This is a genomic window from Komagataeibacter sp. FNDCF1 (assembly GCF_021295335.1).
Taxonomy (GTDB): domain Bacteria; phylum Pseudomonadota; class Alphaproteobacteria; order Acetobacterales; family Acetobacteraceae; genus Komagataeibacter.
Map to the genome: position 1 here is coordinate 2568637 of NZ_JAIWOT010000001.1, position 17413 is coordinate 2586049.

Here is a 17413-nt window from a genome sequence, read left to right on the forward strand (position 1 = left end):
ATGGCCCAGAGATTAAGGATCAGGCGGCAGCGTGCTGCGTGATGTGGCGGTAATTGAGCTGGCCGATCAGGCGGGCCAGCGTCTCGTGCAGGTCACCGCGCTTGACCACCATGTCCAGCATGCCGTGCTCAAGCAGGTATTCCGCGCGCTGGAAGCCTTCGGGCAGCTTTTCGCGCACCGTATCCTCGATCACGCGCTGGCCTGCAAAGCCGATCAGCGCATTGGGTTCGGCAATCTGCACATCGCCCAGCATGGCAAAGGATGCGGAAACACCACCCGTGGTCGGGTTGGTCATCACCACGATATAGGGCAGCCCCGCATCATGCAGCATGTCCACCGCCACCGTGGTGCGCGGCATCTGCATGAGGCTGATCATGCCTTCCTGCATGCGGGCACCGCCAGATGCGGTAAAGACGACCAGCGGCGCCTGCTGCAGGATGGCCAGGCGGGCGGCGGCAATGAAGGCCTCACCCAGCGCTGCCCCCATCGTGCCGGCAATGAATTCGAACGCCATCACGGCGACAACCGCGTTGTGGCCACCGATCAGGCCGTGGGCCACGACCATGGATTCGTCCAGATGTGACTTGGCGCGCTCATCCTTCAGCCGGTCGGTATAGCGCTTGCGGTCGCGAAAGGAGAGGGGATCAACCGCGACCTTGGGCAGTTCGATGCGGGTATATTCCCCGTTATCGAAGGTCCATTCCAGGCGCTCCGCTACGCTGGCGCGCATGTGGTGGCCGCAATGCGGGCACACGTTCAGCGCCTTGTGCAGGTCCTTGGTCAGGATCATCTGCTCGCACGATTCGCAGTTGGTCCACAGGTTGTCCGGCACTTCCCGCTTGAGCAGGCCGCGGATCTTGGGACGGACATATTCGGTCAGCCAGCTCATTTTGCCTCTCCCTTAAGCTTTCTGGAGGCCTGTTCCATACAGGTAGATGAACGATTGGGCCAGATTGTCATTGCAGGGCGTGTCCCGGAAAAATGCCGGTGAAACGTCCTCCAGGTCATAAGAAGGTTTCTGGTGAAGCTTTTTTCAAAAAGCCTTCAGAAAGACACCGCCTTTCCGGAAAAAGGCGGCGCCCGAAAACTTTTATTGTTTTGAGGCGGTTTTGCTTACGGCATGCACGGCGTCAGCCAGGCCGCGCAACTGGTCCAGCACGGCAGGCACGGTTGTGGCTGTTGCCTTTCCATTCGCATCAAGCGTGCCCTCAAGCGTGTTGAGCAGGGCGGAGGCAACCACGGCGGCATCGGCCACGCGCACGGCATTGGCAGCCAGTTCCGGCGTGCGGATGCCAAAGCCGATGGCAATCGGCAGGTCGGTCGCCTTGCGCAGGCGCGGCAGGGCCTGGGCCAGTTCATCGGTGCTGGCGGTGCGGGTGCCGGTCACCCCGGTAATGCTGACATAATACACGAACCCCGATGCGCCATCGAACACGACCGGCAGCCGGGCATCCGGCGTGGTGGGGGCGACAAGGCGGATGATGTCCAGCCCGGTCGCGGCGGCGGGGCCTGCCAGCAGGTCGGCTTCCTCCGGCGGCAGGTCGACGACGATTAGCCCGTCCACGCCCGCTTTGTGCGCATCCACGCAGAAGCGCTCCGGCCCGTAGGCCTCGATGGGGTTGGTGTAGCCCATCAGGATGATCGGTGTTTCGTCATCACCCTCGCGGAAGGTGCTTACCATTTCCAGCACGCGCTTCATGCTCGATCCGCCCTTCAGGCCACGCAGGGCGGCCTTCTGGATGGTCGGGCCATCGGCGGATGGATCGGAAAAGGGCACGCCTACCTCGATCAGGTCGGCACCCGCGCCCGGCATGCCGCGCAGGATGGCAAGCGATGTGTCGTAATCCGGGTCACAGGCTTCGACATAGGGAATCAGGGCGCCACGGCCCTGCTGGCGCAGGCTGGCAAAGCGGCGGGCGATGCGGCTCACAGTTTTACTCCCAGGCGTTCGGCTACGGTGAAGATGTCCTTGTCCCCCCGGCCGGAAATATTGACCACAAGGATCTGGTCCTTTGCCATCGTGGGCGCGATCTTGGCGGCATAGGCGATGGCATGCGCACTTTCCAGCGCGGGGATGATGCCCTCGGTGCGGGTGCACAGCTGGAAGGCATCAAGCGCGTCCTGATCGGTGGCGCCGACATATTCCGCGCGCCCGATATCGCTCAGCCATGAATGCTCGGGGCCGACACCGGGGTAGTCGAGGCCGGCGCTGATGGAATGGGCTTCCGTCACCTGCCCGTCCTCATCCTGCATGAGATAGGTGCGGTTGCCATGCAGCACGCCGGGGCGGCCGCGTTCGATGGAGGCGGCGGTCAGCCCGCTGTCCAGCCCGCAGCCCGCAGCCTCCACGCCGATCAGCTTTACCTCGGGGTCATCAAGGAACGGGTGGAAGATGCCCATGGCGTTCGACCCGCCGCCAATGGCCGCCACGATTGCATCGGGCAGGCGGCCTTCGGCTTCCATGATCTGTTCCTTGGTCTCCACGCCGATCACGGACTGGAAGTCACGCACCATTTCTGGGTAGGGGTGCGGGCCTGCCACGGTGCCGACAAGGAAGTAGGTATCATGCACGTTGGTCACCCAGTCGCGCATGGCTTCGTTCATTGCATCCTTCAGCGTGCCCGCACCTGCGGTGACCGGCACCACTTCGGCGCCCAGCAGCTTCATGCGGAACACGTTGGGCTTTTGCCGCTCCACATCGGTCGCACCCATGTAGATCGCGCATTTCATGCCGAACAGCGCGCACACGGTGGCGGTGGCCACGCCATGCTGGCCCGCCCCGGTCTCGGCCACGATGCGGGTGCGGCCCATGCGGCGGGCCAGCAGGATCTGCCCCATGACGTTGTTGAGCTTGTGGGAACCGGTATGGTTCAGTTCCTCGCGCTTCATGTAGATCCTGGCGCCGCCAAGTTCTTCGGTCATGCGGCGGGCAAACCACAGCGGGCTGGGACGGCCTACGTAATCCTTCAGGTAATAATCAAGCTCACGGCGGAATTCGGGGTCCGCCTGCGTGGCCCGATAGGCGCTTTCCAGTTCGGCCAGCAGGGGCATCAGGGTCTCGGCAACAAACCGGCCGCCAAAAATGCCAAAGCGGCCGCGATGATCAGGGCCGCTACGCAGGCTGTTCGTGCCTGCCTGTGTCTGTGTTGCGCTCAACTTCGCTACTCCGCAAGAAAGTGGGGCGTGGCTTTGTGTTACAGTCATGCAGCCGTCCCGGGCCGCCTGCCGGTTCTGGACCCAATGGTGGAAAAATACCAGCCCCCGGCCATGCGGAACGGTTGTCACGATTTGACATATTTTCTGCCGCGTGATGGATGGACAACCATACAAACGTAAGAAAGACAGCCCATGTTCCTAGCGCATCGCCCGGGTGCCCCGGCCCGGACCGTGAGCACAGCAGCCGATGGGGAAGGTGCCGCGTGGCTTGACCTGCTTGATCCCACACCGGAGGAGGAAGCCCTGGCCGCCGAGGTGACCGGCCTGCGCATTCCCACCCGTTCCCAGCTGGACGAGATTGAAAGTTCATCGCGCCTGTTCATGGAAGGGGACGCCGTCTACCTCTCCACCCCGCTGGTGCGCAAGACTCCGGATGACTTCTTTGTTTCCCCGGTTGGATTCGTGCTCATGCACGAACGCCTGCTGACCATCCGCTACACCGGGTTCAGCGCGTTTGACGTGGTGGCCCGGCAGGTGGCGGGACAGACCACGCCGTTAAGCGCCAACGAGGCCGGCATCCTGCTGCTGGAGGCGGTGGTGGACCGGCTGGCCGATATCCTGGAGCATCTGGGGCAGGCACTGGATGGCATGTCACGCGATGTGTTCCAGTCCGAGGAACCAAGCCAGGCGCAGGCGGCCACCCTGCTGCGCAACATGCTGCGCCGGGTTGGCCGGTCGGGCGACCTGAGTTCATCCGTACGCGACAGCCTGCTGGGGCTGGAGCGGATCTCGATCTTTCTGGGCGAGAACAAGCGCCATGACCTGTCGGACCGGCTGCAGGTCCGGCTGGGCACGGTGGAACGTGATATCCGTTCGCTGAACGACTTTGTTTCACAGACGGCGAACAAGGTGCAGTTCCTGCTGGATGCGACGCTGGGCTTCATCAGCATCGAGCAGAACAATGGCATGAAAATCCTGACCGTGGTCAGCTTTATCGGTGTGGCACCTACGCTGGTAGCGGGCATCTATGGCATGAACTTCCATGATATACCGGAACTGAACTGGAAATACGGCTACTGGTATTCCCTTGCCCTGATGGCCGCGACCGTGGTGCTGCCGCTGCTATGGTTCTGGCGGCGGGGATGGTTGGGCAAGAATTAGGTCATATCAGTATCAATATTATTAAATTATCAAATTATTTCAATAGTTTAGGTTTCAGGAGGCTGAAAAAGGGCATAAAAGGAAATTCATGGATGCCGGGGGCATATGCATCATGCTGCTGCCAGCCCGGACGGACCGGAGGGGAAAACGACCGTTATGAAACCGGGTTGGAGGCTTGGCTGCTTTCTGTTTTTCAGCGCGGTGCTGACGGGTCCGTCCCTCCGGGCGCATGCGCAGGTACAGGTCTTTTCCGGTCTGAAACCCGATAGCGGGGTCACGCGCTGGCTCAGGGACATTACCCTGACCGGCCAGATCGAAGGCGGGATCATGGCCAACCCCGCCCGCCCGCAGCCGGGCTACAATTTTGGGGACTTCTTTGCCGACCATGCCAACCAGGTGCAGCTCAACCAGCTGGAATTCACCCTCAACAAGGCCATCAATTCCAGCGTGAACAGATATCAGGTCGGCTTCACGCTCGAGGCCATGTATGGCTCCGATGCCCGTTACTACCATCTGCTCGGCATCAGTGACCGGGAGTGGAGCAACCGCTACCAGCTTATCCCCGCCCAGGCGCATATGGATGTGCACCTGCCCTGGCTGACCCGGGGCGGGCTGGACATGCAGGCGGGCATCCTGCTGGCCCCGATGGGCATAGAAGGGCTCGACCCCGCATCCCGCGCATTCTACACGCTGGCCTATACATCCGAATATTCCGTGCCGTTCCAGCACGTGGGGGCGATGTTCACCTGGCATGTAACGCCCGTGGTGGACGTGACCTTCGGCATTGATACCGGCAACCAGACGACCTTTGGCCGCTCAGACAACAACAATGCGCCTGCGGGCTATTTTGGCTTCAACCTGAACAATCTGGCGCATGGCAGGCTGCGGATCATAGAACTGAGCCGCGTGGGGCCGGAGGATTCATGGCGTCTGGTGGGGCATTACGAAGCCAACCATGCCAACCGCTTCTGGAACGATATCAGCGCCATTTATCAGCTCAACAAACGCCTGACGCTTATGGCCGAGTTCAATTACCTGCATGACGAAGGCGTGCGTGGCACCGGCGCGCGGGGGCAGTTTGCCGGGGCGGATGCGGAAAGCTTCATCAGCTTCCTGAGCTACAGGATCAGTGACAGCCTGACGTTCAATTATCGAGGCGAGATCTACCGTGATAACAACAACGCCATGGTCGCGACCTTCCGGGGCAACAACTCCTACATGGAAGCCCTGGCCGGAACCGGCGGGCTGGTGGTGCCGGGGCCGTCGGCTTCAAGCCATGGTACCACCTATGGCGAAATGACGCTGAACATGAGCTACCGCCCCAATCTGGGGCATCATGTACGTGTGTTCCAGATCCGCCCGGAAATCCGTTTTGACCGCGCGCTCAATGGCAGCACGCCGTTCAATGGCGGGCGGAACAATGGCATGTTCACCTTTGGGGGGGATGCGGTGATCGGGTTCTGATGCCGCACGCTACCGTGCTCCGGTGGCATGTCACACACGGCCGGATTGTAAGTATGCGTAAGGGTGGGGTATTGTCCTGACCGACCATTGGATGCGGATGAAAGCTGTCCTGGTCCAGGGCAGGGCGCGCCATGCGTCCGGATACTGATTTGGGATGGTATATGCCGGACGCATGGATTGATACACGCGGTACGGCCCTTGAGGGCGGCACGGGTATTGCGACTTATGCCACGGGACTTGCCAGCACGCTGGAGCGGATGGGAAATAAGCCGGATTTCCTGCGGCTGGCACCGGCGGGGTCGCCCGTCGTGCAGGGGCGTCCCGATATCATTACAATAATTTCCTATATTCTGAAGGCTATGGGCCCGTGGGTCAGGATAAGGCAGGACCGGGAAGGGCACCCTTACCTGCCATACATGTTCCGTATGGGAAACACGCATTTACAGTGTTTTGGCAGGCCCCTGCGGCTAAAGGCCCAGGTTCCGCCCAGGGTCATGCACTGGACTTATCCGCTGCCGTTAAAAGTCATGAATGCGGTGAATATAGCCACGATACATGACATAATACCCCTGCTCCATTCCGACCTTACCGGAATTGACCCGGTCAGGATGAAGAAGGTGCTGCATGCTGTTACAGCAGGCATGGATCACATCATAACGGTAACGGAAACCGTGCGCCGGCAGGTTATTGCGCATCTGGGCGTGGAGGAAAGCCGTATTACCAATCTGTACCAGTGCGCGGGGGTCAGTGCCGGGGAAGCACGATTGCTGCCGGGGGCCGAGGCGGTGGCACCCGCGGATTCGTTTGTATGCGTAGGACGGGTGGAAGCGCGAAAAAACATCCGCCGTCTTGTCATGGCCCATGGCATGAGCGAAACCCGCAGGCCGCTTGTCATAATCGGGCCGGATGGAGATGATCGTCCCGATCTGTCCCCGGTGCATGGGGAACAGACAATCATCCGGGTTCCGTGGTGTGCCCGCCATTCCCTGCTCCGGGCGATGGCGGAGGCACGGGCACTGCTTTTTCCCTCGTTGGGCGAAGGTTTTGGCCTGCCCATCATTGAAGCCATGTCGCTTGATACGCCAGTGATGACATCCGCCGGAGGAGCGACCCAGGAAGTGGCGGGCAACGCAGCCCTGCTGGTGGACCCAATGGACATCAAGGAGATGAGCCAGACCATCCGCAGACTGGATGGAATGGATACCGCGATACGTAACACGCTGGTCGCGGCGGGGCGGGAAAGGGCAAAATTCTTTTCTCTTGATATGCAGGCCGCCCGTATGGCTGCATTTTATGAAAGACTGTTTCAGACATCTGTTCTCTGAAACATCCCGCACACCATCAGGGCATTCCCGGTGAAGCGTTTTTTCAGGGGCTTCCGTAAACGCTGTGTGGATTTGCGTCCAGCATCCCGGTCAAGATCGGTGATGTGGACCAGTCAGGACAGTATACTGATTTTATGGTGTTTTTTTTGGTTGGGAAAGGCGTCCTGTGCAGGCATGTCTTTGCCTGTCTTCAGATATTGATCAATCATGGGGAATGTTGGTCATGTCCTGAAATTCTGAGCTGATCCGCACATCGGGTCAGTGCCTCAGAAAGCCGATGGCGATAGGCTTCGGGGGAAAATCTGTTGGCCTGTCTGCGTCCCTTCTCCGCAAGGCTGTCCGCAAGGCCGGGAACATGTTCCATCTGTTCCATTGCCTGTGTCAGTGCCGCGGTATCAAGCGGATCGACAAGCAATCCCCCATCCCCGATCACTTCGGGCAGGCTGGCTGCTGTTGAACCGATTACCGGCGTACCCAGGGCCATGGCTTCCAGAACGGGTAATCCAAATCCTTCATACAGCGAAGGGAAAACGACGGACTTTGCATTTGCAATGACATTTACAAGACCATGTCGTGGAAGATACTTCATTACGATACAGCGATTATTGCCTTCATTACAATAATCGTGAATCTCTTTCCAGACATCCTGGCTTCCCCAGCCTGTTGAAGAAACCAGAACAAGCGGAAGGGTCACATTGGCCTTACGGTGGGCTGCGATAATACGGCCGACATTCTTCTTGGGCTCCACTGCGCCAAAAAACAGGAAATATCCCTTGTTCCGCAGGTTGTCCGGCAGGGCGGCCGGAACGCTGGACGGAGGTGTCCAGAAATATTTTTCTATGGTCTGATAGGTATTTATGATCTTGTTTTCATCGCATGATGAAAAATTCACGATGTCTTTTTTGGAGTTTTCTGAAACTGTAAATATGAAGTCGGCGATATCCGCGATACGCCTGAAAAGCCTTCTGTTCAGTCTTATGTTTCCGGTAATGAACTCCGGCATGGTCGCCGGTATCATATCGTGGATCGTATAAATGTTGATCGCATTGCGCACGCGTACCGGCAGTGGCGAAGTCCAGTGTGCAACATCGATGCCCGGTATGTCGAGTTCCGTAAAACGATCAAAATGCTTGAATGCCATCATGGCATTCCGATAAAGCCGCGGGACCTGCCAGGCCTGCCGGACAGGCAGGAACTTTTCCTGATTTACCAGGGGAATGTTATTGACGCGCGGGGCAAAGCATGTGCGGATTTCGCCATATAGAAGCTTGACCGGCCTCAATATCCCGCCCGGTTCCGGGGCGGGCGTCAGGGCATCCGCCAATGTAACGCCGCGATGGGCCTTTTTTGAATAATGCCCGTTACTGGATAATACAAGATCAACTTCATGCCCGCATTTCACGGCATTTTTGATAAAATTTTCCGTATAGGTTGCAATCCCTGTGCCCGAGGACAATCCAAGATTCAGACTATCTACAAGAATGCGCACTCAAGCTTCCCATTGATTGATCCTGTCAGCCAGGCTGATGGCCATTCTGGCAAAACATTCAAAAACATGATAATTTTATCATCCCCTTTGTTTATTATATGCAGATTTGATCAAATTCCATACGAATCTGGCACAGTGCGCCCTGAATGATCTGCGGCCATCGTTGATCATCACCGAAACCTGATCCGCACGGCACCACGTTGTCCATCGGGTTATGAAAAGCGCTGTATGCGAAGACTGCAACCGATCATGCATCCCCTGCACACGGCAGGGCAGCAACGGCAGGCCTGGCTGCCGGAACACGGGCACGTATTGCCTTACCCGGAGGGTTGTCCTTAAAGTTCAGGAAATTACGTCGATGAAGGTTATTGAGATTGAAGAAGCCATTTCCCGGATTTGCGCGCCCGTTGCGGCCATCCGTTTCATAGGTTCTGGAAAATGATCCTGTGCCCCCTCAAAGCCATGACCGGTCAGATCAGAAGCGTGCCTATGCTTTGAAATCATCAGCGAAGGGGATCAGGGCAGTGATGGCGCTATGGATCATGCGGTGGTGGTAATAGTAAGAGGGTTTTTAATTATTCATATGATGATTTTTATAAAAATCATGCCATGATACTGAATTATTTTATAAAACCATCATATATACTGCAAAATTTTCCAGTCTGTCCAAAAATGTCTGCACATTGAGTAATGGAGATCTCGTCCCTGTGGCCCGAGCAATAAAAATCCAGAGTCTGGTCCTGCGCCCCCGCAAGACCGTACTCGCGTTAAAATCCATTTCCAGGGCACGAACAGCAGCACGACAGCAACAGTGGCAGCAGGCGGCAGAGCATTACGCCCGGGCGCTGAGGCACGACCGGAATCAGCCCGGAATATGGACACAGTATGGTCATGCGTTGCTGCAGACGGGACAGGTCAGTGAGGGAACCCAGGCCTATCTTGAAGCAGTAACGCTCAGTCCCAGTTCAGATGGTTTCCTGCAACTGGGGCGTGGCTATAAATTACTGGGGATGCAGGGTGCGGCCTGCTATGCATTTGGAAAGGCACTGACACTCGATCCCTCCAACGAAAATGCCCGTATGGAACTGGCTGCGTTGGGAGGAACGGTCGCGACGGAAAAAACCGCCGATTTCCTGCCAGACCCTGTATTTATGAAGAAAATATATAATATAGATATAAAAGACAGCGATATAACAAAAAAACAGAAAGATGATTGGGCACGCAGAAATATATATCTGAGCCTGCCCCATTTATTGCATGCACATAATCTGACAGACAATCTGCTAAGCCTGTTTGACAGTCAGTATTATGCTACGGAACATGGAATTACCGCAGATGATCCGGATGATTTAACGTTCCGGTGCCTGATGCACTTTATCAGTTCCGGATTGCAGGATACGGCCGCCCTGCGACAGGGAATGGAATTCGACCCCGAATTCTTCCAGCAGCATTATGGTTTTCCCGGAATGAAGGTGGGAGACCTTTATCGATACTGGCTGAATTACGGTATTACACAAGGACAGGCCCCCAATAACCTGGTCTGGATGGAAATGCGCAGGGCGCTTGAATATGGAGAGACAGAAGGGGAGAGCGCGGGACTGATCGGCAATCTTGATCAGTCAGTGGTGATCGAAGCCCTTGTGCGAAGCGACAGTCTGCTGGCCATCAGGCCGACAGCCCGTACGGCTGATCTGTTCCGGCTGGGAGCAGAAAATCTATTCAGTAAAGGCGAAGGCAGCCGCGCTGCGTCCATCCTGGAGCGACTGCTGGATGTTTTTCCGCATGATGCTGATGCACTGATGCTGTATGCGGATTACCAGGTGACATTGGGTCAGTATCTGATGGCAAAATGGTGCTACGAAAGACTGGAAAAAGAAAAACGGGACGGATACCAGTACAGGCTCGGCATGGTACGGTGTGCGCTGGGACTGGGATATCATATTGATGCCTACAAGGGTGTGCTGCAACTGATCCGGGATTACCCTGCTTTTGCTTGCCTGCGTGAACTGCGATGGAAGATTGCGGAAGTCTATTTCCACAGCGCCGTGCGTTCCTATCTGGATATGGCCTATATGGAGCGCCGCGAGGAGGGGCTGCAATCTCTTTCCCGATACGGCGCGGTTGTGACACATGACACCGGTGCCGAGGTCATGCCCCCCCGGCCCATCCGCTCCGTTGCCTTGTTTACCATTACGGAACCACAGCAATGCTATTTTTATCGTGTGGTACAGAAAAAGGAGCAGATAAAGGCTGCTGGCTTTCACGTCGCGGTTTATGATTGCAATAAGGAGCAGGAAAAGTTCCTGGAAGAAATCAATCGCTTCGATGCGGTCATATTCTACCGTGTTAAGGCCCTTCCGGCCATTATCCGCGTAGTGGAAGCGGCACGGATTGCGGGCCTGATTACATTTTATGAGACGGATGACCTGTTATTCCAGTCACAATATTACCCCGAGCCATATGACAGCTATGCCGGGCAGATAACCTATAACCAGTATGTTCATCTGGCCATGGATGCCCCCCTGACGCAGTACCTGATCGGGATGTGTGATTATGCCCTTGCATCGACCCCATTGCTGGCGGAAACCATGCAGCCTTTTGTCAGGCAGAAAAGAGCCTTCGTGCACCGGAACGCGATGGGCAGCGACCATGAACGGTATCTGACCTACACACGCCCCGAAACCGATGATGATGTGGTCACCATTTTCTATGGTTCAGGAACACGTGCCCACAAGCAGGATTTTATTGAACTGCTGGAACCCGCAATGCTGGCGGTCGCGCAGCGCCATGGCGCCCGTGTGCGTTTTGTCATGCTTGGATGGCTGCCGGTTTCGGATACGTTCCGTAAAATTGCCGGGGACAGGCTTGTTGTATATGAGCCCATCTGGGATATTCATGAATACTGGAAGCTTCTTGAAAAATCAGACATCAATATTGCCGTAATAAAACGTTCCCTGCATGCCGATGCGAAAAGTGAAATCAAATGGATGGAAGCGGCGATGTTCGGCATTCCATCCATTGTCAGCCGAAATCCGACCTATGAAGGTGTGATCGAGGATGGTCGCACCGGTATCATGTGCTCGACAGTGGAGGAGTGGACCGCAGCACTTGACCTGCTTGTGTCAGATAAACAGATGCGGCAGGAAATAGGACGCAATGCCCGGGAAGAAGTGCGGGAAATATATTCAATTGCCGGAATGGCGGAAAATGTAAAAGCCATATTTGGCGCAGTTTCCCCGCCTGCCATTGCTGACACACGAAAACGCCTGCTTGTTGTGAATGTTTTTTATGCTCCCCAGTTGATTGGTGGGGCGACACGCGTCATACATGACAACATACTTCATATAAAAGAGCATTACGGCAATGAATTCAATATAGATGTCATGTGCGTTATTGATGGCGCCGAAACAGAATATGAAGTGCAGACCTATGTATGGGAAGGGATCAGGGTCAAGGCCATAAACCGCTCTTATCGCGGTGATGGCCTGGTGCCTTACCATGACGGGAAAATGGAGAAAGTATTCACGCAGACCCTGAAAGAGTTCCGGACAGATATCGTCCATTTCCACTGCATACAGCGCCTTACGGTTTCAGTTGTCGATGCTGCCCGAATGGCGGGTATTCCCTACGTCATCACGGTTCATGATTCGTGGTGGATTTCCGATGAACAGTTCATAAGAGATGAAAAAAATCCAGACAGTCTGTATGATTACCGGAATATTGAAAATAATACGCACAGCACCAATAACCCGGAAATAAAACGGATGAAGGCATTGAAACCGGCCCTGTTCGGTGCACAGGCCATACTGGCGGTTTCCGAGCCGTTTGCTCGCCTCTATCGTGATTGTGGTATTCCGCGTGTTGTTGCGGTAGAGAATGGTCTCTCCGTGTTCCCTGATGGCTGTGAGAAAACCGTCTCGCCCGATGGTCGCGTAAGGCTGGCACAGATTGGCGGCATGGAGGCACACAAGGGACTGCCGCTGATCAGGGAAGCCCTGAAGTCAGGAAAATACGGTAACCTTCATCTGACTGTCGTCGATCTTTCCCGCACCAAGGGATATCGCCGTAGAGAAACCTGGGGCGTGACGCCCGTCGATATTATCGGAAAGGTTCCCAGTAACGAGATATCCCGGCTTTATCGTCATATCGATGTGCTGCTTGCGCCCTCATGCTGGTTTGAGAGCTATGGGTTGGTAACGCGCGAGGCCCTGGCCCATAAATGCTGGGTGGTCAGTTCCGACCGCGGCGCGATTGGTCAGGATGTGACGGAAAACAGGAACGGGCATGTCATTGATGTTTCATCTGCCAGAGAACTGATAACTGTTCTGGGCAGGATTGATTCACATCCCGAAATATATGGAAACCCGCCGCAGTTTGATGCCACATTGCGGAAAGCAGGCGATCAGGCCAGGGATATTGTGAAAATCTATCGGCAGATACTGGGAATGGACCATAAGATTCAGGTCTGAAACCTTGATGCCGCGGTCACGTATTCCGATCATCCACCACCGGTCCGGAAACCAGGGTCATCTGCCTGAATTTCCGGACCAGACCTGTTATCCATCAATATGATACCGGATCAGTTACGGGCTGCTGGATATGATACGGGAGTGGCTGGTTGTGTTTGATGATATTTACAAAATTTACCAGGGAATCTGCCATTCCATCGCAGGATGCCGGCATGTCAAGATGACCGAACGGGTGGCCCAGAGGTGAGAAATAGTGCAAACGGTCTTCCCCCATATCATAAAAAATAATTTTACAGGCTTCTCCAATAAGCTGGGAAATAGTGTAATATTTCCCGACAGGGGAAATGACACAGTCAATATCATGTTCCACACTATAGGTGGCTGCATCCTGGCATGTATTCAGATTGACATATCGTAATGCCGCTTTTTTTTCATTCGACTGCACATCATCACAGCCAACCGTTACCTGAAAACCCTGTTCCTGCAGGGCATATGCCTGCTTTTCCACAAACAGTCCGACTGTTTCACCATGTTGCCGTGGCGGTGCAAGAACGAGAATGTTCCGGGCACATGATATCTCAGGTATATCACGCCAGAACTTCCGGCGGCGGGGCGGGAAAGACAGGTCATAAAGCTGGTACAGATCCAGATTGGGATTATAATAGGGGTCGTTATCAAAAACGTCTGGATACCGGTTGCGCGCGCGCGCCATCTCATGGCGGAAAAGTGCCTGCTTGTCCGGGGTGTCATCATATCCGCGCGAACGGGATTCATGATGCAGCAGAAGCGGTATGCCAATGGTCAGGTTTCGATAGCCGCGTGCCTGTGCGGCCAGACAGAGCAGCGTATCGTTGAACGCAACGGCAAACCCGGTGTCGAACCCACCCAGCTCCGCAAATAATACAGCGCGGATGGCAAGGCAGGCACCCGTTACCGCCGAGACCTCACGGGTTGCATTCATGAGTCCGAAATAACCACCCGCATCGGATGCGATGCCAACCCCCGCGTGGCCGGCACCGCCACACATGCCAATCACACAACCGGCATGCTGCACGGTCCGGTCACCATAAAGAAGTTTGCATCCAACGGCCGCTACATCTTTTTGTACTGCATATGATGCCAGCTGTTTCAGCCAGTCCCCGCGCTCTACCTCGGTATCATTATTCAGGAACAGCAGGATCTCATGACTGGCGTATTTTGCGGCAAGGTTGTTCAGACGCGGGAAATTGAATGGTCCGTCATCACGGATGACGACAACCCGGATATCTTTCTGTATGGCCGATAAATACTCAAGCACTGCCTTTTCGGTCGACCCGTTATCAACGATAATGATCTGGATCCTGTCGGCTGGGTAATCGGTTTTTGCGCCAATACTGTCAATGCAGGCCCGGAGCAGATCAAGACGGTCCCGTGTGGGAATGATAATGCTGATCGTTGGCCATTCATGGCCGGCAGGCAGCACGATGTCGGATGCAATCCGGTGGCGTTCGGGCATTTTTCCCAGCAGGTGGGAAAGGATGAATGGAACATGGCATGTCTGGGCGCGCCGCAGGCCCCTTACCGCCTGTTGCAGCACCTGCTGCAGGTTCTCGCCAGCCAGCAGGGATGCGTAGACACGCTGATTGAGGGCTGCATCCCCCGCCAGCATGCTGCCACCCGTCAGATAATCAACATGACGCAGGAGCTCGGGTGAGAAATCGGGCTTGAAAAAAGGCGTGTGCCGGACGCCATCGCGCGAACGCATGTCCTCATCGCCATAAACCAGACGGATATCCCGGCGCGCGGCGCAGGACAGGACCACAAGCGCATGCGGACGCAGGCAGACATTGCCCGATGCCAGCACCAGCGCCTCGCCTTCCTTCAGGGGTGGATAAGGTGCGGCTGTCGTGAGCCGGGGGGCTGTGACGGCCTGGCATATGGCCGCAACCTCGTCATGCTGACAGGATGAATCAAAGGTGAAGACCGCGCGCCATTCAGTAAAATACTGTGCCATCAGGCTGTCCGCAATCGCGGGTGCATTGCGTAGCGTTCGGGCATTGAACTGATATATGACACATATCGGCGCGAAGTAATTCCGGTATGTCTCCACCAGATGGTGGAAAATATCCATGTCGGCAGCCTGTGGCGTATCGAAGCGCGATAGCCAGCCTGCGTAGCCCCGCCTTGTCGCAGCATGGGGCAGGGGGGCATCCAGTGCCGATGGCGATGTATCCGTCCTGTGCTGGAGTCGTGCTGTCAGCTGCTCGCCAATCTGCCTGCCCCAGTGCAGTATGGCCTGCTGTCCGTTCCGCAGCCTGTCACGCTGCTTCAGCACGGCCGGGCGTATCTTGCGCACCGGGACCGTAAGACGCCACGACAGCGACCGCCGCAGTCTGAACAGCCGCTGGTCCTGCATGGCCGTTTCCGCGCGGGCCCGGGCCAGTTCCAGTCGCGCGCGCACGATTTCTTTTTCCAGGTCTGGATGTTCGTCCATGGGGGGAGGAGACTGTGTGTTCATTACGATGATGCTTGTCCGGAAAACCTGTAAGATGCCATTCCTGTATCAGGGCATTGCATATGTGCTGCAGGCATAGTCTTTCATCCACATATCCCGGTTGCGGGAACTGGCCCAGGAATCAAAATTCCGGATTGTCTGCAGCAGGGGATGGCTGGCCCAACGGCCATCCGCCATGAAATTGACCAGTACCCTGGCCATGCCAGACGGGTCGGCAGGCAGGGCGAGAGCGTTGCGCTGTGCTTCAAACCTGTCGGCAAAATCCACAATACCCCGCAGGACTTCAGCATTAAGTTCCAGCAGGTTATCTGTAGGGCCACGTCCCGGATCAAGTACCGGCATGACCGCGCCGGTGCTGTCCTGGTAACTGATGACCGGATCATGCGGTGCCGAGAAGAAGAACTCGCCGGCAACACGATTGTCATAGATGGCATGCAGGAGATCGGGCGGGGTGTTGCGTGCATTGATGAGCGCGGACATGGACATGGATCTGGCGCGCTTTACGCACATGCGCTGATCTGTCAGGCAGAAATAATATCCCCTTACATCCAGCGGAAGCAGTTCGCGAATGGCGGCCTCGAAGGCTTCTTGTGTGGTTCCGTTCCAGCCGATATCCACAAAGGCCACTTTCTGTCCCGCATGCAGATCGTGCTGCAGCAGATGGCGTAACAGCCCCCGGCGGGTGCGGTAAGCAACCTTCAGGATTTCACGCTGCCATGCGCTGACCAGGGCGCGGATTGTCTCGGGCACCCGGTCGGGAATGACGGAACCGGCAGGGAACCCGATATCCGCAAGAATCTCCGCAGCGGGTGCGGCAACGCCAATACGGGCAAAAATTTCATCCGGTGACAGCCCACCCGCGCCTGACACCAGGAATTCCATGAAGTCTGGAAAACTGTTTTCCGACATGGCGGCAAGGGAGAAAGCAACACGGGAGCCAAGCAGATAGGATGACGCGGGCAGGCCTGCCGCCCCGCTGGCCCGCCGCTGTTCAAGAAGCTGGTGCAGGACATAACCATCCCGCGAGACGAACAGGATATGCTCCACCCGGTCCGCCCTGGCCTGCGCAATGATCCAGTCCAGAAACCCGACGGCCGCGGGACCGCCTACCATAAACCCCAGTTCATGTGCACTCCCAGCCCTGACCTGTTCCTGATGAACACGGACAAGTGCGCGTGCCAGTGACGTGGCGGGGGAGAAATCCTTATCACGTGCCGGCAGGCGTGCTTCCCGGTAATGGAAAGCCTGAAGGCCTTTTTCCCGGGCCCGTTCAACATCCGCTACAAGGTTATCGCCAATATGCAGGACCGTATGGGGTGGCGTGTTCAGGTCACGGCAAAGTATCTCGAATAATGCTCCGGTATCTCTTTTCGTCGCGTTCCTGTCCGATGAAATATAGAGGGGAACGCAGGGCAGGTCATGCCTGCGCAGGAGTTCAGTGAAAAAGGGGGCCTGAAAATACATGTCGGATGTAATGACGACCTGCTTGCCCTGTGCGATGGCTTCCCGGAAAAGGGCAGTCATCTCCGGGTTGGGCAGGGTCAGGTCCTGCTCCATTTCCCATTCCATGGCATGGGCGGTGGCGGGCAGGTCGGGCGAACAGGCGTAAATACCTGCAAAGGTGATTTCCCGCCTTTTCTGCTCAGACATGACCTCAAAGGCACGCTTCTGCGCGGCGCGACGCCGTTGCGTGAAGTCGGGGATATCAAGCCGTTGCCCTACCATCTTGAAGATGTCTTCCGCATGGACAACGGGGCGTACGAAAAGGGTGTCGAAAAAATCAAAGGAAATGACATCGGCCTGCATCATTTTCTGCCGCAGCTGTGCAAGCATGGTCATATGCGCCGACGTATCA

10 protein-coding genes are annotated in these 17413 nt (G+C 56.3%); 4 read left to right on the plus strand and 6 right to left on the minus strand.

From position 1 onward, the window contains the following. Positions 1-19 precede the first annotated feature (19 nt). The 3 genes from accD to trpB all read right to left on the minus strand — a co-directional run bounded on the left by accD (position 20) and on the right by trpB (position 3156). Positions 20-889 carry an acetyl-CoA carboxylase, carboxyltransferase subunit beta gene (accD, locus tag LDL32_RS12170; protein WP_233067268.1) on the minus strand — a complete coding sequence of 290 codons (870 nt, stop codon included), beginning with the start codon at positions 887-889 and terminating at the stop codon, positions 20-22. A gap of 201 nt (positions 890-1090) precedes the next feature. After that, a complete protein-coding gene (trpA, locus tag LDL32_RS12175; protein ID WP_233067270.1) occupies positions 1091-1930 on the minus strand; it encodes a tryptophan synthase subunit alpha in 840 nt (279 codons plus the stop codon). Then, positions 1927-3156, minus strand: coding sequence for a tryptophan synthase subunit beta (gene trpB, locus LDL32_RS12180; protein ID WP_233067272.1), 1230 nt, complete (start codon positions 3154-3156; stop codon positions 1927-1929). The genes trpA and trpB overlap by 4 nt, the downstream gene beginning before the upstream one ends. Positions 3157-3348: 192 nt before the next feature. On the opposite strand from trpB, the gene LDL32_RS12185 reads away from it, so the two are divergent. From LDL32_RS12185 to LDL32_RS12195, 3 genes are all read left to right on the plus strand, one after another. Then, the gene (locus tag LDL32_RS12185; RefSeq protein ID WP_233067275.1) at positions 3349-4317 is read left to right on the plus strand and encodes a magnesium transporter CorA family protein; all 969 of its coding nucleotides are present in this window, start codon (positions 3349-3351) and stop codon (positions 4315-4317) included. 156 nt (positions 4318-4473) lie between these two features. Beyond that, positions 4474-5781 carry an outer membrane beta-barrel protein gene (locus LDL32_RS12190; protein WP_233067278.1) on the plus strand — a complete coding sequence of 436 codons (1308 nt, stop codon included), beginning with the start codon at positions 4474-4476 and terminating at the stop codon, positions 5779-5781. A 161-nt stretch (positions 5782-5942) separates the two neighbouring features. Continuing rightward, complete coding sequence (locus LDL32_RS12195) at positions 5943-7106, plus strand: glycosyltransferase family 1 protein (RefSeq protein WP_255673816.1); 1164 nt, start codon at positions 5943-5945, stop codon at positions 7104-7106. Positions 7107-7311: 205 nt separating this feature from the next. Here the strand turns inward: LDL32_RS12195 and LDL32_RS12200 are convergent, their stop codons facing one another. Next, complete coding sequence (locus LDL32_RS12200) at positions 7312-8595, minus strand: glycosyltransferase family 1 protein (RefSeq protein WP_233067281.1); 1284 nt, start codon at positions 8593-8595, stop codon at positions 7312-7314. A gap of 707 nt (positions 8596-9302) precedes the next feature. On the opposite strand from LDL32_RS12200, the gene LDL32_RS12205 reads away from it, so the two are divergent. Further along, on the plus strand, positions 9303-13064 hold the full coding sequence (locus LDL32_RS12205; protein WP_233067284.1) for a glycosyltransferase: 3762 nt from the start codon (positions 9303-9305) through the stop codon (positions 13062-13064). 94 nt (positions 13065-13158) lie between these two features. On the opposite strand, the gene LDL32_RS12210 is transcribed toward LDL32_RS12205, so the two are convergent. Both LDL32_RS12210 and LDL32_RS12215 read right to left on the minus strand, forming a co-directional pair. Then, positions 13159-15561 (minus strand): glycosyltransferase family 2 protein, encoded by a 2403-nt coding sequence (locus tag LDL32_RS12210; RefSeq protein ID WP_233067287.1) that lies wholly within the window; start codon positions 15559-15561, stop codon positions 13159-13161. A gap of 45 nt (positions 15562-15606) precedes the next feature. Then, positions 15607-17397 carry a hydrolase gene (locus LDL32_RS12215; RefSeq protein WP_233067289.1) on the minus strand — a complete coding sequence of 597 codons (1791 nt, stop codon included), beginning with the start codon at positions 17395-17397 and terminating at the stop codon, positions 15607-15609. Positions 17398-17413: the final 16 nt, after the last annotated feature.